The organism is Amycolatopsis sp. NPDC104863 (assembly GCF_055582965.1).
The window spans coordinates 1-18450 of sequence record NZ_JBVJOW010000009.1 but is presented as its reverse complement, the minus strand read 5'-3'; the positions used below and the strand labels follow the sequence as shown (position 1 = coordinate 18450).

At 70.5% G+C, this 18450-nt stretch carries 19 protein-coding genes and 2 pseudogenes; 9 read left to right on the top strand and 12 right to left on the bottom strand.

The window, feature by feature from the left end:
* The coding region (locus tag ACZ63J_RS38755) for a hypothetical protein (protein WP_465439845.1) at positions 1-499 on the top strand (499 nt) is incomplete at its 5' end.
* Positions 500-1045: 546 nt separating this feature from the next.
* A complete protein-coding gene (locus ACZ63J_RS38750) occupies positions 1046-1540 on the top strand; it encodes an STAS domain-containing protein (protein ID WP_465408927.1) in 495 nt (164 codons plus the stop codon).
* A gap of 143 nt (positions 1541-1683) precedes the next feature.
* Here the strand turns inward: ACZ63J_RS38750 and ACZ63J_RS38745 are convergent, their stop codons facing one another.
* The 10 genes from ACZ63J_RS38745 to ACZ63J_RS38700 form a co-directional block, all read right to left on the bottom strand.
* Positions 1684-2091 carry a DUF1257 domain-containing protein gene (locus ACZ63J_RS38745; protein WP_465408925.1) on the bottom strand — a complete coding sequence of 136 codons (408 nt, stop codon included), beginning with the start codon at positions 2089-2091 and terminating at the stop codon, positions 1684-1686.
* Between the two features lie 16 nt (positions 2092-2107).
* On the bottom strand, positions 2108-3715 hold the full coding sequence (locus ACZ63J_RS38740) for an Hsp70 family protein (protein WP_465408923.1): 1608 nt from the start codon (positions 3713-3715) through the stop codon (positions 2108-2110).
* Complete coding sequence (locus ACZ63J_RS38735) at positions 3712-5673, bottom strand: hypothetical protein (protein WP_465408921.1); 1962 nt, start codon at positions 5671-5673, stop codon at positions 3712-3714. The genes ACZ63J_RS38740 and ACZ63J_RS38735 overlap by 4 nt, the downstream gene beginning before the upstream one ends.
* Positions 5674-5675: 2 nt before the next feature.
* Positions 5676-7448: a hypothetical protein gene (locus ACZ63J_RS38730; RefSeq protein ID WP_465408919.1), complete on the bottom strand. Its 1773-nt coding sequence runs from the start codon at positions 7446-7448 to the stop codon at positions 5676-5678.
* Positions 7445-9244: a hypothetical protein gene (locus tag ACZ63J_RS38725; protein ID WP_465408917.1), complete on the bottom strand. Its 1800-nt coding sequence runs from the start codon at positions 9242-9244 to the stop codon at positions 7445-7447. The genes ACZ63J_RS38730 and ACZ63J_RS38725 overlap by 4 nt, the downstream gene beginning before the upstream one ends.
* Positions 9245-9261: 17 nt before the next feature.
* Positions 9262-10803 (bottom strand): AAA family ATPase, encoded by a 1542-nt coding sequence (locus ACZ63J_RS38720; RefSeq protein WP_465408915.1) that lies wholly within the window; start codon positions 10801-10803, stop codon positions 9262-9264.
* On the bottom strand, positions 10800-11354 hold the full coding sequence (locus tag ACZ63J_RS38715) for a 4Fe-4S cluster-binding domain-containing protein (protein ID WP_465408913.1): 555 nt from the start codon (positions 11352-11354) through the stop codon (positions 10800-10802). The genes ACZ63J_RS38720 and ACZ63J_RS38715 overlap by 4 nt, the downstream gene beginning before the upstream one ends.
* 23 nt (positions 11355-11377) lie before the next feature.
* A complete protein-coding gene (locus tag ACZ63J_RS38710) occupies positions 11378-11578 on the bottom strand; it encodes a DUF2997 domain-containing protein (protein WP_465408911.1) in 201 nt (66 codons plus the stop codon).
* A 69-nt stretch (positions 11579-11647) separates the two neighbouring features.
* Positions 11648-12064, bottom strand: a complete 417-nt coding sequence (locus tag ACZ63J_RS38705) for a hypothetical protein (protein ID WP_465408909.1) — start codon at positions 12062-12064, stop codon at positions 11648-11650.
* Positions 12061-12375: a hypothetical protein gene (locus ACZ63J_RS38700; RefSeq protein ID WP_465408907.1), complete on the bottom strand. Its 315-nt coding sequence runs from the start codon at positions 12373-12375 to the stop codon at positions 12061-12063. The genes ACZ63J_RS38705 and ACZ63J_RS38700 overlap by 4 nt, the downstream gene beginning before the upstream one ends.
* Before the next feature lie 902 nt (positions 12376-13277).
* Here ACZ63J_RS38700 and ACZ63J_RS38695 point away from each other — a divergent pair.
* From ACZ63J_RS38695 to ACZ63J_RS38680, 4 genes are all read left to right on the top strand, one after another.
* On the top strand, positions 13278-13907 hold the full coding sequence (locus tag ACZ63J_RS38695) for a TetR/AcrR family transcriptional regulator (RefSeq protein ID WP_465408905.1): 630 nt from the start codon (positions 13278-13280) through the stop codon (positions 13905-13907).
* Between the two features lie 77 nt (positions 13908-13984).
* Complete coding sequence (locus ACZ63J_RS38690) at positions 13985-14557, top strand: DUF3159 domain-containing protein (RefSeq protein WP_465408903.1); 573 nt, start codon at positions 13985-13987, stop codon at positions 14555-14557.
* A gap of 132 nt (positions 14558-14689) precedes the next feature.
* On the top strand, positions 14690-15109 hold the full coding sequence (locus ACZ63J_RS38685) for a DUF6153 family protein (RefSeq protein WP_465408901.1): 420 nt from the start codon (positions 14690-14692) through the stop codon (positions 15107-15109).
* Between the two features lie 57 nt (positions 15110-15166).
* Positions 15167-15787, top strand: a complete 621-nt coding sequence (locus ACZ63J_RS38680) for a DUF305 domain-containing protein (RefSeq protein WP_465408899.1) — start codon at positions 15167-15169, stop codon at positions 15785-15787.
* A 73-nt stretch (positions 15788-15860) separates the two neighbouring features.
* On the opposite strand, the gene ACZ63J_RS38675 is transcribed toward ACZ63J_RS38680, so the two are convergent.
* Both ACZ63J_RS38675 and sigK read right to left on the bottom strand, forming a co-directional pair.
* Positions 15861-16580, bottom strand: coding sequence for an anti-sigma factor (locus tag ACZ63J_RS38675; RefSeq protein ID WP_465408897.1), 720 nt, complete (start codon positions 16578-16580; stop codon positions 15861-15863).
* Entirely contained in the window at positions 16580-17170 is a 591-nt protein-coding gene (gene sigK, locus ACZ63J_RS38670; RefSeq protein WP_465408895.1) for an ECF RNA polymerase sigma factor SigK, read from the bottom strand. The genes ACZ63J_RS38675 and sigK overlap by 1 nt, the downstream gene beginning before the upstream one ends.
* 304 nt (positions 17171-17474) lie before the next feature.
* On the opposite strand from sigK, the gene ACZ63J_RS38665 reads away from it, so the two are divergent.
* From ACZ63J_RS38665 to ACZ63J_RS38655, 3 genes and pseudogenes are all read left to right on the top strand, one after another.
* On the top strand, positions 17475-17618 hold the full coding sequence (locus ACZ63J_RS38665) for a hypothetical protein (protein ID WP_465408931.1): 144 nt from the start codon (positions 17475-17477) through the stop codon (positions 17616-17618).
* A pseudogene (locus tag ACZ63J_RS38660) lies at positions 17567-17755 on the top strand (3-oxoacyl-[acyl-carrier-protein] synthase III C-terminal domain-containing protein); the annotation flags it as partial. The gene ACZ63J_RS38665 and the pseudogene ACZ63J_RS38660, both read left to right, overlap by 52 nt.
* Positions 17756-17858: 103 nt before the next feature.
* Positions 17859-18450 (top strand): annotated as a pseudogene (locus ACZ63J_RS38655) (molybdopterin-dependent oxidoreductase); the annotation flags it as partial.

Sequence of the window (18450 nt, the reverse complement as noted above, 5' to 3'; positions counted from 1 at the left end):
TGTGGCCTGCCCAGGTTCCTTTGTAGACAACGACGGGGGGTTGGTGGCCGCTGCCGGGGTGGACGACAGGACAACGGGCGGGGGGGGCGGTGCCGACGAGTCCCCCCCCGCCGCGCTTGCCGCCGCGCGTGGCGACACCGCACCCCTCAAGGCTTTGGCACCCGAGCAACGACGGGCTGCCGTGCTCATCCTCGGCGGAACGATCAGCGCGCTGAGACGTAACGACGACAGCGACCCGACCGCCATCGTGCACATCATCGTCGCGGACGAGGCGACCGCGCGGCAGCTCTTCCGGCAAGGCAAAGGGTTCCTCGGGGGTCTCGGCGTCACCCTCACCCGGCACGACGACCGGCCCGGCGACATCGCGATCGTTCTGCTGGACGGTCTCGTTTCCCGGGCACGGCCCGGTCACGAAACCGTGGCCATCGTCGTGGACATCGCCGCCGACACGCTGCCGGCCGAGCTGCTCGACCGCTACGTCCAGGTCATCGTCACCTAACCGGCGTCGACGAGGTCCCGGGAAGTTCCGCCGGGTGCCGTCACGCAAGGTTCGTTCACACGATCAGCCCAGTTTCCGGTCGGCGGTCAGCACTCGCACGTCACATCCCGCGGAGTCGTGACGCACGCTCCCGACGATGGCGACGGTGGACAGGCTGCACGCCGAGACGTCAGGCAGGATGACGCCGCGACCGAGCTGTTGCGCCTTCAGGGGTTCGTCTGATGAGCGTCAGCCTCACTGATCACCATCCCCGCCGGCACCGACCTGTCGAGAGTGTCTTTCTGCTGCTCCGTTACGCGCTCGTGCTGCGCTCAACATCGCGTCCTGAGCTCGGACACGAGCTGATCTTCTGCGACGGCCGGCGTCTTCGATCGAAGCCTGGGGCTCGGCGCAGATATTCTGAAACGTCCGGTCGCGGCTGGACTCGGCCGCACAGCTTCGCGGCGGCGCCGAGCGGGAAGATCATCGGACATGCCGTTGTCACCTCCACAGCCTTCCTCGTCGACAGTGGCATCGCCGGACGGCCAACCCGCCTGGACGACGAGCATGGCCAGCCTGAACCTCCGCCCGACTCATCGCCGTATCCGCCGCGTCAGCCACTACACTGAGTTCCGCTCCTCGGCCCGGACCTCGCCGACCACCGTGTTCGACCCCCAGGGGCTCACCGTGACCTTCTCGGCAACCGTCCATCGCGTTTCCGTCTCGACGATGCGAATGGATCTACGGGGGCAGGTGTGCGGATCCTCGACCGCCGCGCTGTCGGCACTGATCGTCAACACGATCGTCGCGGACCCGCCCGACACGTTTCTGATCTGCCTGCGCCGCGTCACCGCCCTCGACCTTCTGGGAGTGCGGTCTCTGATCACCGGCTACCGTGCCGCGGTCGACAACGGCACCTCCTACCATGTTCTGCACGCCCACGGAACGATCCGCGACCTCCTGCAGGCGACCGGCACCTTGGACGTCCTCGCCGACAGCGACGACTTGGGTGCACTGCTCTTGGCTGTACTCCTCCGTCCCGATACGAGACGGCTGGCCTGAGATCCGCCATGGACACGAGAAGCCACGACCGTCAAGCGGACAGACATCCGCAGCGGTCCAGCAACCGCTGGATTCGCCCCCGGGTTCCGGCGGTATCTCGCCTGCCTCGAACAGCCTCTTCAGCTCGGCCGTCTCGAGGTCGATCAGCTGGTGCGGCGCAGGGTCAAGCGGCGGGTGCCGTCTTCCGAGACCTCGTCGGTGGCGACTTCGTAGCCGTGCGTTTCCGCGTAGCGCAAGGTCGCGACGTAGCCGTAGAAGTGGGTCAGCTTGTCGAGCCAAGCGCGGTCGTGGCGCTTGCGGTCGTAGTCGCTGACGATGGCCTCGAAGGAGCCGTCCGGCCGGCGGGCGAACCCGATGTCGTTGCTCGCGGCGCCCACGTGCTCACGGCGGATCACCACCTCGGCGGTTTCGGGGCGGGCGTCGCCTCGGTAGCCGTAGAGCGTCTGGGGCTCCTCGTGGACCTCGACGTGGGGGTGACCGGCCAGGCGTAGCGCTTCGGCCAGAAGGCCGGCGTCGCGCAGCTGGGTCCGGATGCGGGTGTAGTGGGACAACGGTTTTCTCCCCTGATCAGGCCAGCTGGACGACCGGGTGCCCGGTCAGGACCCAGGTGCGTCGTTCGATGTCGAAGGCCGAGACGGTCAGCCGCTTCTGCGCGTCGATGCGGAAGTCCAGGCGGAACCGGTCGGCGCCGGCTTCGGCGGGCGGGTTCGCTTCCAGGAACGTGGGGCTGTCCTCGTTGAGCCACAGCGTCGACCGCTCCTGCTGGTGCTGCGGGGTCACCGCGACCGTACGGGCGCCACCCGCGGCGTCGAACACGATCTCCCGGTCGGCGCCGCTGCCGCCGGTGGCGTGGGTGAGCTCGTAGATCGCGAGGCCCATCCTCCGCTGACCGTGGTGCACGGCCGTAATCGTGATCGACTTGACCGGCTCGGCCGTGGGGTACGGGGTCCCCGCCTCGACGACCAGCTCGTACTCGTAGGCGCCGGTGCGCTGTTCGACGTGACGGATCGCGTAGTCGTGCTGGATGTGGTCGTGCAGCTCGTGGCCGCCCGCGATGCCCGCCGCGCCGGCGGCCACTGCTTCCAACGGCCGGTCGAGGTGCACGATGCGGGGTTCGAACTGCAGGTGCACGAGGTCCTGCACGGCGGGGACCAGGCTGGTGCCGCCGACGAGGAACACCGCGGTGAACCCGTCTCCCGGGTAGCCCTTGGCCGCGGCACCCTCCAGCACCTTGCGCAGCGCGCGGTTGACCCGGCCGAGCACATCGTTGTCCCGAAGCAGCCGGTCGAACGCCGCCCGGTCGAGGTCGGCGCGGTAGCGCTTGCCGGTGACCGGGTCGACGGCGGTGATCCGCGCGTGCTCCGCGCGGGTGAGCTCGACCTTGGCCGCCTCGGCCGAGCCCAGCAACGCGCGAAACACGCGGTTGTAGGTGACCGGGTCGCCGTGCGGCAGCTTCACTTGCGCCGCGACGTGCTCGGCGAGCAACGCGTCGATGTGGTTGCCGCCCAGGTCCAGGCCGACCTTGGCGATCGCTCGCACGCCCGCGCCCCCGCTCGCCGGCTCCTCGACCCGCACCACCGAGATGTCCAACGTGCCCGCGCCGAAGTCCACGACGCAGAACACGTCGCCCGGGCTCATCCGGGCGCTGTAGCCGACGGCGGCCGCGGTGGCCTCGTCGACGACCCGCAGCCGGGCCGCTCCGATCCCCGCCGCGACCTCGCCGGCCAGCCAGTCGCGGTAGGTGTCGAACGTCTCGACCGGCGCGGTGGCCACGATCTCCAGGTCGTCCGCGCCGACGGCGAGCACGGCGAGCGCGGTGACGTCGCCGAGGAACTGGGTGGCCGCGTCGCGCGCGGTGATCTTGCGGTCGCCCACTCTGCGTGCGATGTCGACGGTCCGGCCGGTCACGGAGCTCTTGGTGTACTGGAAGACCGTGGTGCTCGGGTCGGCGAGCAGCTCGGGCCGGGCGCTGACCTGGGCGCCGAGCCAGCGTTGCGAGCCGACGTGCGGGTAGGCGATCAGCGACGGCACCACGCGCTGCAGCACGCCGTCGCCGGCCGGACGGGTCAGGTCGACTCCGTCCAACGGGACCGGCTCGCCCCGGCCGCGTACCGGGTCCCACCGGGCCACCACGGTGTTCGCGGTGCCGAAGTCGATGCCGATCCTGGCCGTCACGCCTGTTCCCCCAGTGCTATGTCGTCGTCGCGCGATACCGCTGGCCCGTGCGCGCCGAGCGCCACGTCGGAGCCGAACCGCAGTTCCAAGCAGGCCCGGAACAGGTCCAGCAGCGGGCGCGCGACCTGCGGCGTCCTGGGGTTGCCGAGGAGTCCGCGCACCACGGCCAGGTCGGCCGGGACGGTCGTGGCGAGCGGCCGGCCGACGAGCATCGCCGCGTCGACGTCGAGCACCTGCACCTCGGGTGCGTTGGCGAGGCCGAGGAAGGCACCGCCGGGAGAGCCGAACAGGTACGCCGGATCCGGCATGGCCGGGAACGTGCTCGGCATCGGGACGTCGGCGAGGGTCGTGTCGTCGAAACAGCGCAGCCTGCGCCGACTCTGTGACACGACGATGGCGAACACCACCCGCGCCGCGGGTACGCACACCACGCTGCCCTCGACTGCGTACCGTTCGGCCACGACGGACAGCTCGTCTCCGTCGAGCCGCCACAGCCGTAGGAGACCCGGCTTGTCCACCTCGAGCAGCCGGTCCGCCCCGCAGAAGGCGAGCTGGGTGACGGCGCGCGACGCCCGCGGCGCGGTGGCCAGCACCCGTAGGCCCGACCCGTCGGGTTCGGCCACGTAGAGCCGCTTTCCGGCGAAGGCCACCCGGTCGCTCGCCGCGTCGGCGGTCATGGTCCAGAACCGCTCGACGTGGTCGGCGGACAAGCCTAGTTCGGTCGGCAGGTCGAAGTCACGTCGCCGATAACGGGAGAAGTCTCGCCCGGCGCCCGACAGCAGGTGCAGCCGTGGGCGATCATCCGGGAAGCTCAGCGCGGCGAACCCGTCCGGAGTCGGGTCGAGCCTGAGCGCGTCGGTGAACGGAAAGATCCAGCTGTCAGCCGTCGAGCTCCACGCCTCGCCGGATGCCGATTGATGCGGTTTGGTGGCGATCACGGCACCGTCGTCGAGCACCACCATGTCGCCGGCGTAGACCAGACCGCGGTAGTAGGGCATGTCCTTTGCCGCGATCCTCCGCGGATCGGCGCCGTGCGAAAACTCGTACACCTCGATGCCGAGGCCCGTGCGAACGGCGATCCGGTGCCCGGTCCGATCGAGTGAACAGACCGCACAACCCGGGACGGCGAGGCGCTGCTGCCGTATCGCCGTGGCCAGCGCCTCCGGGTTCGCGTCCGCGAGCAGGGCGAACAGGTCCGCGTCGGCGCCCACCGGCCGGGGGCCCTGATGGCGACGGACCGCCGCGACCGCGTCGCGCACCGGAAGATCCCTGGCCAGTCCCCACAATCCCGCCCAGTCCCGACGGTCGGCGAACGCGTCGATGAGGTACGCCACCTCGTCCTCGCTGGGCCAGACGGAGCGGTTGCCGACGGTGTCGGCGAGCACCCTGATCAGGTCCGGCTCGCCCGCCACCGCGGCGCGAACGCGGTTGCGCTCGTCCTCCGTCCCGGCCCGGTACGCCGCCGCGAGCAGCGAACGGTCGGGATCGGCCAGCCGGTACTGCTCGCTTTGTCCGGTCAGCAGGAAGAACAGCGCCGCCCGGCGCGGATCCCGAGGCGCCAGGTGGTGCCGCACGCACCACGCGGTCAGCTCGGCGTCGGGCCGGGACCACGCTGCCTCGCACACCGCGTGCACGAGATCGAGCCCACCGGCGAGGATCGCGGCCCGCGCGGTCGCCGCGATCGGATGCCAGTGCCAGCGCGCCGCGGCGACCACGGACTCCGCCGGGGCCGGCCGCCCCAGCGCGACCAGGCTTTCCGCACGCAGGGTGTGCGGCTGGTCCCACCGGCTCAACGCGGCCCACATTTCGGCACGCTGCCTGGTGAACCACAGGTCCCACACGACGTCGATCGCGGCCTGGTCGTGGTGGTCGCCGCGCTTGATCAGCTGCCGCAAAGCGCGTCGGCCACGCCGGCCGCCTGCTTGGGCCCGCCGCTCGAGCTTCGCCGTCGTGGGCACGATCAACCACCGCCCAACGCGATGTCGTCATCCCTCGCGGTGACGCCCGCATCGGACCCGAGAGCGACCTCCGCGCCGAACCGGTATTCGAGACCGGCACGCAACAGGCCTACTGCCTCGCGCATCGGCCCGGTCACCTGCCGGTTTCCCGGCGTGGCGAGGATTTTCAGATCGGCCGGGCCAGCCAGGGAAAGCGACCGTTGTGACAGCCAATAGATACGGCGTGACCACAGATCCTCGACCGCGGCCAAGTTGCGTTCCGCGACGGGTGCTGCGGCCAGAGTGCCGTCAGCGGAGAACGTGTTGTCGTAGAAGAAAGTATCCTTGAACTCGGTCGGCGGTCCGATCTCGGCGAGAGTATCCGCATCGAGCCATCTGGGCCCGTGGCGTTCCAGGACATACAACCGGTCGAAGGCCGGCAATGGGATGACTTCGCTGCTCCATACACCGATCGCGGCCGCTTCGATCAGATCGGCGCCGTCGAGTCGTAGAAGACGCAGAGTGTGGCTGTTGTGCCCGTCGTCCCGTTCCCAGACCACAATCCGGTCCGACCCGCAGAATGTGCTGCGGCCACGTCCGTGAGCCGGGATCCGGGCAAGCGCGTCCAGGTTGTCGTCGGTGACGAGCAAGCCGGTCGGCTGGTCGCCGGGACACGCGAACAGTAACCGCCCGTTGATCGGATCCGCGGCGGCCAGGCGCCCCGGTGCCGGGGAGGTTCGTGTCCACGAGCCGATGGCGCCGCCGAAGTACAGACGGTCCTCCTTGCCCAGGACGAACCCCGCCGGTGTCCTGGCCACGGTCGCGCCGTCAGCGTCCGCCAGCAGCGTCTCCGGCGGCCTGTCGGGTGCCAATCGCAGGAACGGGGACAGTGGTTGGGTGCGCACAACCGTCCCTTGCCCGAGCGCCAGCACGTCGTACGCATAAGGCTGGTCGTGGTATCTCGCGATCTGCTTCCCATCGGACAGCGCGAACACGGTGACAGTGCCGAATTCTGAAATCGCGACCTCGGATCCGTCCGAGGCGAACGAGAATCGGGACGAGCGGCTCGTGATACGCGCAATGTCGAGCACCGTCGTGAACAACGCGGGCTCAGCGGCGGCCAGCTTCGCCAGGTATGTCCGGCCGGCCTCGTCTGCCGGTCGCCAGTCACCGAACAACTTCGCGGCGTGGACGGCGCTGGCGAAGCTCATGGCCGGCACCTGCCGCCACAACTGTTCCCACTCACCGGCGGCGGCCAGTTCGCGGGCGAGAAATACGGCCTCCGCGTGGGACAGCACCTGGTCCGAGTGGCGGGTGATCGCCCGCACCAAGCTCAGTTCGCCGGCGCCGACCATGCTGTCCCGCAACGCTTTCCGGACCGGTTCGGCAGCGGCTCGATAACCGCCGGCCAGCAGCGAGCCGTCCGGGTCCGCCGCCTGGTACTGCTCGATCCGGCCGGTCAGCACGAAGAACACGACGCGTTCGACGGCGTTGTCCGGAGCCATGTCGTGGTCCGCGCAGTATTTTCCGATCGTGGCCCGGGCCTCGGCGTTCCGCGCGGGGTCGGTGGCCGCATCGAACACGTCCGCCGCGCTCGTCCACTGGCGCAGGAGTTCCCAGGTGTCCTCGCGGGGATCCCGCAGCCATACTTCCCGGGCAGCGGTGACGGCCTCGCAGTCACCGCGCTCGACCGCGGCCGTGAGCCGGGCCCAGGCCCGGCGTGCGCGCGGCGTCAGGACGCCGTCCCGATCCCGGTGTTCCGCTCGTCGCGCCGGCCGATCCCACCGCACGCTCACGCACCGCCCAGGGCGATGTCATCGTCCTTGACCGGTACGGCGGCGCCGGACCCGAGCGCGACGTCCGTGCCGAAGCGATATTCGAGACCGGCGCGCAGCAGCTCCACCGCCTCGCGCACCGGCCCGGCGAGCGGACGATCCTCCGGTGCGGTCAGGGAACTGAGGTCTTCTGGCCGTGCCTGGGCCAGTGGCCGCCGGGCCAGCTCGGAGACTTGGCACAGCCACAGATCGTGCACCTCGACCCCTCCCGCGAGGGAGACCGCGAGCAACGACCCGTCCATCGACGCCGCGAGAAGGTCAGCGTCGCCATCCGCCGGGCGGTAGCCGGATGGCGGTGCACCAGGGGTGAGCGTGGCGGTGTCCAGCCAGACCAGTTCGTCGGCGTGGCGGACGACCACGCGATCACCTGCCGGTACGGGGTCCATGAAGTCGTCCACTTCTGCTTCGGCGACGCGGACCAGCTCGGCGCCCTCGTACTGCCACAGCTGCACGGAGGGCCCTACGTACCAGTCCCAGAGCACGAACCGCCTGGATCCGCAGAACGCCGCGCTCGGCCAGCCGTCGGATCTGATGCGAGCGAGTTCTCGGAGGTCTGCGTCGGCCAGGACGAGATGGTCGGGGTCGTCTGTTCCGGCTTCGTAGACGTGGAACAGAAGGTCGCCATTCAGCGGGTCCGAGGTAACCAGGTGCGCTTCGCGGTATTCACCACTGAACGGCGGCCGGATACCGGAAGCCTGCGACAGGCCACCAGTGGACGAACCGGTGTACAGCCGGCCAAGTCTCTCCATGACGAACTCGTCGCCGGACACCCTCGCGACGGTCGAGTTCACCCCATTGGGCCACAACACCTGGCGCACACCGCCGGGAGCTCGCAGCAGGAGCGGGTTCTTGCCGGGACCGGCCCGGTACACGACCGACCCGTCGTCCAGCAGCAGCAGGTTGAGGTGACGGCGTCCCGGATAGCTCGCGAGCAGGCGCCCGCTGGGCAGCTCGAAGGTTTTCGTGCCACGGTCGCCGGTGAGCGCGATCGCGGTGCAGTTGCCCGCGAACGTCGCTGCGGCGGCTGAGGAGACGTCGAGCCGGATGACCGCCGCCGCCGACAAGACCGCGAGCGCGCCGGGATCGGCGCCTGCCAGCCGGTCGAGGTAGGCGCGCCCGAGGTCGTCAGCCGGCCGCCAGTCCGGGAACCGCCGTGCGGCGCGGATCGCGGCCGCGGGAGGCATGGCCGGGATCTGCCGCCACAGCCGTTCCCACTCCCCCGCGTCGGCGAGTTCTCCGGTCAGGTAGTCGGCCTCGGCGTCGTCGAGGAGCTGCTCCGGCCGCGCGGCGATCACTCGCACCAGGTTCAGCTCGCCGGCGCCGACCATGCTGTGCCGCAACGCTTCCTGGGTGGACTCGGCTGCCGCCGGGTAGGCGCTTGCCAGCAGCGAACCGTCCGGGTCGGTGGCCTCGTAGCGCTCGAGCTGACCGGTCAGCACGAAGAACACCGCGCGCTCGACGGCGTTGTCCGGAACTGCCTGGTGCTCGACGCAGAACGTGCCGAGGGCTGCCCTGTTGGCCTGGTCCCGGCCCGGGTCGACGGCTGCGGCCAGCACGTCGGTCAACTGCAGCCAGCCGCTCATCTCCGACCAGGTGTCGTCGCGGGGATCGCGAAGCCATGCTTCCCACATCGCGTCGATCGCGTCAGGGTGACCGGCATCCGCGGCAGCCAGCAGACGTGTCCAGGCTCGGCGGGCCTTGGGCGTCCGTGTCCCGTCCGCTTGACGCTCGGCCGCCTGGCGCAGCAGCCGCCTCACCCGGCCCGGTCTCATGCTCAGCTCAGCTCGAGCCGGACCTGGGCCTGTTCGGCCTGATCGGTTTCGGCGAACGACGCCGACCGGGCCCGGCCCTCGCGCAGCCACGACCGCAGGCGATCGATGACCTCGCGCTGCGAACGGCTCAGCGGCACCGCGCGACCGATCGCCGCGGTGATGTCGGCCGTGCCCACGTCACGGTGCTCGGAAAACGCGTGATAGAGAGCGTCCACTATGGCCTGTTCCAGCTCGGCCCCGGTGAAGCCGTCGGCGATCCGGGCCAGCTGGTGGACGTCGAAGGCGCCCGGGTCGCGGCGGCGCTTGCGCAGGTGGACGGTGATGATCTCCCGACGCTCCGGCTCGGTGGGCAGGTCGAGGAAGAAGATCTCGTCGAACCGGCCGCGCCGCAACGTCTCCGGGGGCAGCGCGGTGATGTCGTTGGCCGTGGCCACCACGAACACCGGCACGGTCTTCTCCTGCATCCAGGTCAGGATCGTGCCGAACACCCGCTGGGACGTGCCACCGTCGAGGTCGCCGCCGGACAGTCCCTTTTCGAGCTCGTCGATCCACAACACGCAGGGCGCGACCGTCTCCGCGAGCTGCAACGCACGCCGCACCCGCTCTTCGGATTCGCCGACCAGCGAACCGAACAACGCGCCGACGTCCAGGCGCAGCAGCGGAAGCCGCCACAGACCGCCGATCATCTTGGCGGTCAGGCTCTTGCCGGTGCCCGGGATGCCGATCAGCGCGAGGCCCTTCGGCGCGGGCAGGCCGTAGTCCGCGGCCTCCTGGGTGAACGCCTGTTCGCGCAGCCCGAGCCACCGCTTGAGCGACTCCAGACCACCGACGTCGTCCGGGGTCTCCTCGGCGGCATAGAACTCCAGCGCCCGGCTGTCCCGGATGATGGCCTTCTTCTCGGCGACCACCGCGTCGATGCCGCGATCGTCGAGCACCTCGTCACGCACGATCGCCTTGGCGAAGGCCCGCTTGGCCTGGGCCGCGGTCAGCCCGAGCGCGGCCTGGGCCAGCCGGGCCCGGCCGTGCGGGGTCAGCTCCGAGCGCACGCCCGCCGTGTCGTCGATCAACGTGTCCAGCGCGCCACGCAACGCCTCGGCCGCCGGCAGCGGCATCTCGACGACCACGGCGTCGTCGCGCAGTTCCTCCGGGATCGTGCGTGAAGGGGTCGTGACGATCAACGAGGCGCCGGTGTAGATCAGTTTCTGGGCGAGGCTGCGCAGCTTGCGGCGCACTCGCGCGTCCTTGCTCCAGAACTCGTGGAAATCCTTGAGCACGTACAGATCGCGGCGGGCCGGCTCCTTGAGCGCCAGGTCCCTGATCTTGTCGAGCGCGAGGATCGGGTCGGCCGCGTCCGGCAGCTGCCGGCCGGCCTTGGAGTCGAACCGGTCGGCGACGTCCCACAGCACCAGGTCCGAGCCCGGATCCCGGCCGCGGCGCACTTCGTCGAGCACCTCGAGCGCGCGCTGCTCCTCCACGGTGACCAGCACGATCAACGCCACCCGCGCGCGCAGGTAGAGGCGAATCTCGTCGTGAACGCCACTCACCACGCGCCTCCCTCCGGTGCCACCATGCCGGTGAGGGTCAGGGTGCCCTCCGGTCCGATGATGACCTCCAGCTCCGGGACCCCTCCCAGCTCGGCGGGCGCGTACCGGCCGGTGCGGTCCCAGTACACCTTGTTCGACGACCCCCGCAGCCCCGTCGCGACCTTCAGCCGCTCGTTGTAACGGCCGGCCACGACCAGGTCGGCTGCCTGGACGGCGGCGGTCCGCGCCGGGTCGGCTTCGATTTCCGCCCGCGAGTAGCCCGTCAGGATGATCACGCCCAGCCCGGCTCGTGCCGTGATGAGCGCGCAGAACTCCGCGACCGCCTCGGGCTGGGACAACGGCTCGCCACCCGTCAGCGTGACGCCCTCGATGCCCGGCACCTGCGCCAGCGCCGCATCGACCAGCGCACCCACCGTCCAGGTGGCCCCACTCGCCGCGGTGTGGGTCTCGGGGTTGAAGCAACCGGGACAGGCCAGCGCGCACCCCTGGCTCCAGATGGCGAACCGCTCGCCCGGACCGTTCGCCACCGTGCGCGGCACGACAGCGTGCACCAGCCACGGAACCGCCGACCCGGTCAATGCCACAACCGGTCGTGGGCTTCCTGCTCGGCGTCGACGTAGGCCTCGGCGGTCAGCTCACGGGATTCGATGTCCCCGCCGAGCAGCTGGACCAGGTCCTCGGTTTGGGTCAGGCATTCCATGCCGGCGACCCCTTGCACCGACATGGCGAGGGTCCCGTCCGGCCCGATCACGACCTCGACCACCTCGTCCGCCATGGGGGCAGAATAGCCAACCGGAGGCCGCCCCGCGACCAGATGGAGCAATGCGTCGATCATTCCGGCCGATCAGCGCGGCGACAGCGCCGCCAGGTAGCCGGTCACCCGGATCCGCAGGTCACGAACGTCCGCCGCCGCAACGGTGAAGCACGGAACCGCTCGATACCCCGCCGCCCGATCCGCCCGCCCGGCCGGGCCGGTGAAGTAGACGAAGCCGTCCTCGACGTCCCGGTGCGGCGGACCCCACCCAAGCCCTGACCGGCTCGCCGCTCGCCCACGCAAGTAAGCAGGCGCTTTCATCACCTCACCCAGCGCCGACCGCAGCCCCGGCAACGAGCTCTCGAGGACTCCCAGCCCGCGACCCGGCCAGACCCGCGGCAGCTCGCTGACCGCGGTCAGGTCCTCGGTCGGTGGACTGAACCGGAAGACCACTTGGTCGCCCCGGATCTCGGCGGTCCACTCCCCCATCTCGCGGATGCTGATCATGCCGTGCGCCCGGCAGCGTCCCACGAACGCCCGGCCAGCAGGTTGTTCACCCACTGCAACGCGATACCACACAGCGTCGCTTCGTCCCCGCGGTGATGGACGACGACCTCGTCACCCCGCCACAGCATCAACGCGACCGAGCCACCGGCCGTCGGAGTCAAGCCGATGGTCCAGCGCCGGCCGTCCGCATGGATGATCCGCTCGGCTATCGCCCACCAGCCCCGCGAGCCGGACACGTGCCACTCCGGAAACCGGGCCAGCTCGGTGACATAAGCGACCACGGGTGCCGCGCGCGAGTTCCCGCGATCCATGGTGCCCACTCTCGCACAGGGGAACGCGCCCAGCGGCGAACACATGCCGTTCACCTCAGATTCACCCTATAGTTGCTTACCTGCGCCCAAACGACCGCGCAGCACGTCGACCGTGAACAGGAAATGTCCGGGGCACGCCATCGATATCTCTCAATAGCTCAGTTGGCGTCATGGGCCGCGAGCCTCGCCGATCCAATCCGGACGTCATCTGTTCGCGGGCATCATGTCCTCCAGAGCAGCGACGTTCGCCGTGTTGGCGACCCGGCGCTTGCGGTAATGCCGTTCGGCAACCTGCCGGCTGTTGCCCACGACCGTGCTGGCGGACGGCAACATCGGCATCGGGGGTGACCCGCTGCGCCTGCTGCTCCGGGGTTCGCGAGCTAATACACCCCGCCGGGCGGCTGCTGGTCGAGACGGCTCCGGACGCCGGCGGGCTCTGGCGCGGCGAGGCGGTGTCGGTGGCTGGTTCCCCTGGGCCGTGCTCAACCTGCCCGCCCCGCGCGAACTGGCCGCGGCTGACGGCTTCCGGGTGTGCGCGGTCCGGCAAGGCCACAATCGGTACTTCGCGGACGTACGGCTGAGAGCAACCGGATGACCGGCGACAACACGAACCTTCCCGAAGGCCCGGCGGATCGGTGGGCTCTGAGCGAGATCGTCACGCCCACGGATGCCGTGAAGACACGCCAGTCAGGTCAGAACGAACCCTGCCGCACCGTCACCGGGCGGTGGGTCGTCATGCGCGGCAGATGTTCCGAGACAACTTGACCGACAGTTTCGGCACCGCCGGACTCGGCGCCGGAGCACAGGTCGGCACGACCGGCCGGTGAGAGCCTTCGACGGGTACTTGGCTACCACCCTTCATAACATTGCAGCGTTAGGCAACACTGTAATATCATGACCGCATGAGCCCCAGACCACGAGATCCCGCCCTGCGGGCCGACCTGCTCGGCACGGCCGCGCGGCTACTGGCCGAAGAAGGCCCATCGGCGTTGTCGACCCGGCGACTGGCCCGGGAACTCGGCGTGTCCACCGCCGCCGTCTACACCTACTTCGGCAGCGTCGAACACCTACGCCACGAGGTCCGGCTCGACGGCTTCGCCCGCCTGCAAGCGCAACTGGATCCACTCGGCTCGTCGACCGATCCCGTGGCCGGGTTGTCCGCGGTGGTCCTCGGGTTCTTCGCGTTCGGAATGGGTCTGCCCCACCTTTACCGCGCGATGTTCATCGACCGGCCCCCCGACCAGGACGACGCCGGCAAACCGACCTTCGAGCGGCTGACGGACCTAGTCGTGCACGGCGTGCGCAGCGGCCGGTTCTCCGCGGTAGCCGTCGAGCAGGCCGAGTTGTGCGCGGCGCAGGTGTGGAGCATGCCGCACGGCATGGTGGCGATGGTCCTGAGCGGCGCTCTCCCACCCGGCGCGGCCCGCGCGGTCCTCGGCGACATGGTGGTCCGCTTGGCGATCGGCTACGGCGACGACCGCGAACGAGCGGCTCGCTCCCTGGCCTCCGTCACCGAGGCCCGGACGGCGTGATGGTCCGCCACGATCCCCCACCGTGCCCGGCCGGCCCCGCGGTCCGGCCGAACCCCTCGCATCGTTCGCCGCCTCGGGTGGACTCCGCCAGAGGGATCCTGCTCTCCGCCCTGCCGTCCGCCGCTCTCGCGCCGCTCAACGCGCTCGCCGGGCCGGCTGCCGCCGTGGTTGCCGCCGCGTTCATCGCGACCGTGATCGGCCTGGCCCGGGTTCGCCGTGGGCATGCCCGCGGTCCGGCCTTCGGCGGCCTCGTAGGCGTCGCGATCGCCGGAATCATGGCCTGGAGCACCGGTTCCGGTTCCGGCCTCTTCCTGCCCGACCTCGCGTGGTACGCGGTCGCCGCCGTGGGATTGACGGGATCGATCCTGGTCGGCCGGCCGCTTGTCGGCGTGCTCTGGGCTCTGGTGAGCCGACCGGAACCAGCCCGGCGCGCCGCGGCACGAGGACGCAGCTTCACCCTCGCCACCGCCGCGTTGGCCGCGGTGGCCGTCACGCGGTTCGCGGTCACCCGCCTGCTGACGGCCCACCCGACCGATCCATGGCTGGTCGCGCTCAAGGTCGCTTCAGGTTTCCCGCTCACCCTGGCCGCCTTCGGCGTCGCGGCATGGGCCTGGCGCCGCGCATCCCCGGGCCGACACGTTCGTGAATAGCCAAGACGAAGCGAGCCAACAGTTTCTCTCGGTCTTGACAGGCCGCAGGGGGTGGTGGGTTGTCCGGCTCCAGGAGCAGACCCGTCCGCCCGTGGAGCGGAACGATGAATCCGCGGTTGCTACGGTGAAGCCGTGACGGCAACCGGCCTCGGCAAGGTGCAGCGGGTAGTCCTGCTGTGCGCGCTCGCCGTGTGCGTCGTCGCGATGCACCACGTCGGCTTGGCCTCCGGCATGCCGGGGCGCGCCAGCGTCACGGCAACGCACGACATGGCCGACGTAGGCTCGCAGACGGCCGTCGCCGCACCGGGTATCGGCTCCGGCGAACACGATCCGGGCATGCCGGGTGGCATGCACGATGTCCTTCACCTCTGCTTGGCCGTGCTGTGCGCGGCCGGCGCACTCCTGCTGACCGTCGTCGCCTTCCTCGGCATCTCCTGGCTCACGACGGCGCTCACACCGCCAATCGACCGCCGCGGCCCACCCGGCCGCGGCCGCCCACCCGACAGACGCGGACGCGAGATCCTGACTTCTCTGTGCGTGTTGCGCACCTGATCGACCGGCTCCCACCCAGACCGTCGATTCGCGCAAACCCACAGAGAAAGATTTGTCATGCGCAAAAACGTCATCATCAGCGGCATCACGCTGGCCTCCGCCGTGGTTCTCGGCGCTTGCAGCAGCAGCGACTCCCTGCCCGGGACGGACCGCAGCTCGTCGGCTCCTGCTCCGTCGTCCTCCGCACAGGCGGCCGGTGCTCACAACGGCGACGACGTCACGTTCGCCCAGCAGATGGTTCCGCACCACAGCCAGGCGCTGGACATGGCGAAGCTCGTCCCGGCGCGCAGCGCGAACCCGAAGGTGATCGACCTCGCGAGCCGGATCGCCAAGGCCCAGGATCCCGAGATCCAGCAGATGCGGAGCTGGCTGACCACCTGGGGCGCCGGGATGTCCGGCATGCCGGGCATGACCCACGAGCCGATGCCAGCCATGAGCGGGTCGATGCCCGGGATGATGTCCGCCGACGACATGAAGACGCTCGAGGCCGCCAAGGGCACCGGGTTCGACAAGATGTGGCTGGACATGATGATCAAGCACCACCGGGGCGCGGTCGACATGGCCAGGACCGAGCTGGCCAAGGGCGGCAACGCCGATGCCAAGGCGCTCGCCCAGAAGATCGTCGACGCTCAGCAGGCCGAGATCGCCGAGATGCAGGGCCTGCTCACGCAGGGCTGATCACCGGTCGCCGGGGCGGTGAGCTACCGCCCCGGCGACCATCGGCAGCCGGCGCCGGGCACCAGTGACCAGCTCAGCTGACCACGAGGTCCGCAACCGACGGCGTGGTCGGCTGCAAGGATCCGGTGGCGGGCTCGACCGTCACCGACACACCGTCGATTTCGGCGGGCAGAACGGCCTGGACGGTGCCCCCAGGCCCGACCAGTCCCGCCGACCGCGGCGCGCCCGGCCCCGTCAGCCACACCTCGTAGGCGTGGCCGGCGTCCAGCGCCGGCAAGGAATGGGCGGCGACGAGGACCTTGCCGAGCTGACGGGAGGCGGTGGCGGAGACCGAGCCTCCGCCGGCCACGGCCGCGCGCACGATGGTCGCGTCGGACGCGGACGTCACCGCGCCACCGTCGGCCACCGGCGCCGGGCTGCCGGGGACCGACTGGTCCAGCCCGATGCTGATCCCGCCGACCAGGACCGCCGCCGCGGCGGCGACCGACGCGACCCCGATCAGGGCGCGCTTGCGCCACGGGCTCCGTCGCGCCGGGACGGCGGGCTCGGCCGGGACGCGGGGCGGCAGCTGCCGGGTCTGGGAGACCTCGGCCAGCACGCGGCGGCGCAGGCCGGGGCCGGGGGTGACCGCCGCGTCGGCACCGAGGCGGGCCGCGGTCTCCCGGAACTCGGCGACCTCGCCCGCGCACGCCGGGCATGCGCTCAGGTGGCGGCTGAAGGCGGCGCGCTCGACGTCGTCGACCGCGTCAAGGGTGTACGCGCCGGCGAGGATGTGGGCGTCGGCGGTGGTCATCAGTGCACTCCCAAAGCGTCGCGCAAGCGGACGAGCCCGTCCCGCATGCGGGTCTTGACGGTGCCGACCGCGACACCGAGTTTTTCGGACACCTCCCGGCAGGTGTAACCCTGAAAGTAGGCGAGCAGGATCGACTCCCGCTGGAGATCCGTCAGAACCGCCAGCGCGGCACGGACCTGCGCGCGGTCGAGACGGTCCAGCATGGTCTCGGTGACGTCGTCGTACGGGCGGCGAAGGTCCAGCCGCTCGGCTCGTTCCTCCCGGTTGACGCCCGCCTGCTCGGAGCGGACGCGGTCGATCGCGCGCCGGTGGGCGATGGTCAGCGCCCAGGTCTGCACGCGTCCGCGCGCGGCGTCGAACGCCGCCGCCTTGCGCCAGATCTCCAACAGGACCTCCTGAGTGACCTCCTCGGCGTGGCAACGGGAGCGCAGGACCTGGAGCACGGTGCCGAAGATCGGCCCGGCCAGCTGGTCGTAAAGCGCGGCGAAGGCCTGCTCGTCACCGAGGGCGGCGCGGGCGAGCAACTGTTCCGGTTCGGGTTCCGGCTCCGCGCCGGGGACGGTGCGGAGCGCGACTGCGCGGGCTGTCATGGCACCTGTCCTTCCCGGCGCACGCCGAGTCACGTGCCGCGGTCGGCGGCATGTCACCAGGAGTTCGTCCCGGCCGGCTCGCGCGGATTGGTGCTGTGACGAAAAACCCAGCCGGTCACCCACACGGAGGAGCGCGCCGAAGTTGTCCACAATGGATCAGCCGGGCCGCGGTGCCGGTCGGCTCTGACAGCAGGTGGACTCGACGAGGAGAGCGTGATGCCAGGCTCGGCACCTCCGACGCGCGGATCCGCGAACGCGGGGGCGTGCGCAGCCGCCGGGTCGCGACGACTGGCGAGCCGGTCGGCTGGGGAGCACCACCGCCGAGCACACCATCCGGGCGGGCGCCGCGGCCCGGGCGATCGTGGTCGGCGCCGACAAGATGAGTGACTTCCTCGACTGGACCACCGGTCGACGCCGGCACGCAAGATCGGGGCGACCGGCGCGGTGATCGCGACGGACGTCACGGAGTCCGGCAACACCTCGGCCGCCGGCATCCCGCCGGCGCTGTCGAAGCTGATCGAGCACCGGCAAATCGTGGCAAACGCGCCGGTGCTGCTGTTCGGTTTCGGCGCCGGGCAGACTTACGCCGGGCAGGCATCAGTGCCCACAGCACTCAATTTTCACCCGATCGAGTGTGATGGAAGTGTCGCGGACCAATACGCCGACAGCGCCGCCTCGAACTATCGGCATGACCGCCACCGACCTCGATGCCCCGGAAGCACCACCAGCACCGTCGCGCGCCCGGCTGCGATTCTTCGCCGCCGCGTTCACCGGAGTCCTGGCACTCGCCGCGGCGCTGGCGGCCGGGCACCTGGTCGCGGGCTTCATCAGCATCAACGCTTCGCCCTACCTCGCCGTCGGCAACGGCGCCATCGACCTCACCCCGGTCGAGCTGAAGGACTTCGCCGTCCGCACCTTCGGCACCTACGACAAGCTGGTGCTGCTGGGCAGCATGGCCGTGGTGATGGTCGGGGTGGCCGCGCTGGCGGGTGTCCTTTCTCGACGGTCACCGGTGCCCGGCACTGTGCTCATCGCCCTCTTCGGCCTGGTCGGCGCTTTCGCCGTCTTCGAACGCCCTGACCTGACCCTCGTGGCGTTGCTCGCCCCGATCGCGAGTCTCCTCGTCGGTGTCGCCGTTTTCCTTCTGCTGCACCGGATCGCGCCTCGTGTCTGGCGGGAGCCGGACTCGGACGAGAAGACCGGGACGTCGCGGCGGTCGTTCCTGCTCGGCGGCGCCGGGGTCGTCGTCGGCGCCGGTGCGGCGGGTCTGGGCGGCCAGC

Coding starts and splice junctions, on each gene's coding strand:
- ACZ63J_RS38680 (WP_465408899.1), top strand. CDS start 15,167: ATGCGCAAAAACGTCATCATCAGCGGCATCACGCTGGCCTCCGCCGTG.
- ACZ63J_RS38695 (WP_465408905.1), top strand. CDS start 13,278: ATGAGCCCCAGACCACGAGATCCCGCCCTGCGGGCCGACCTGCTCGGC.
- sigK (WP_465408895.1), bottom strand. CDS start 17,170: ATGACAGCCCGCGCAGTCGCGCTCCGCACCGTCCCCGGCGCGGAGCCG.
- ACZ63J_RS38705 (WP_465408909.1), bottom strand. CDS start 12,064: ATGATCAGCATCCGCGAGATGGGGGAGTGGACCGCCGAGATCCGGGGC.
- ACZ63J_RS38700 (WP_465408907.1), bottom strand. CDS start 12,375: ATGGATCGCGGGAACTCGCGCGCGGCACCCGTGGTCGCTTATGTCACC.
- ACZ63J_RS38675 (WP_465408897.1), bottom strand. CDS start 16,580: ATGACCACCGCCGACGCCCACATCCTCGCCGGCGCGTACACCCTTGAC.
- ACZ63J_RS38750 (WP_465408927.1), top strand. CDS start 1,046: ATGGCCAGCCTGAACCTCCGCCCGACTCATCGCCGTATCCGCCGCGTC.
- ACZ63J_RS38710 (WP_465408911.1), bottom strand. CDS start 11,578: ATGGCGGACGAGGTGGTCGAGGTCGTGATCGGGCCGGACGGGACCCTC.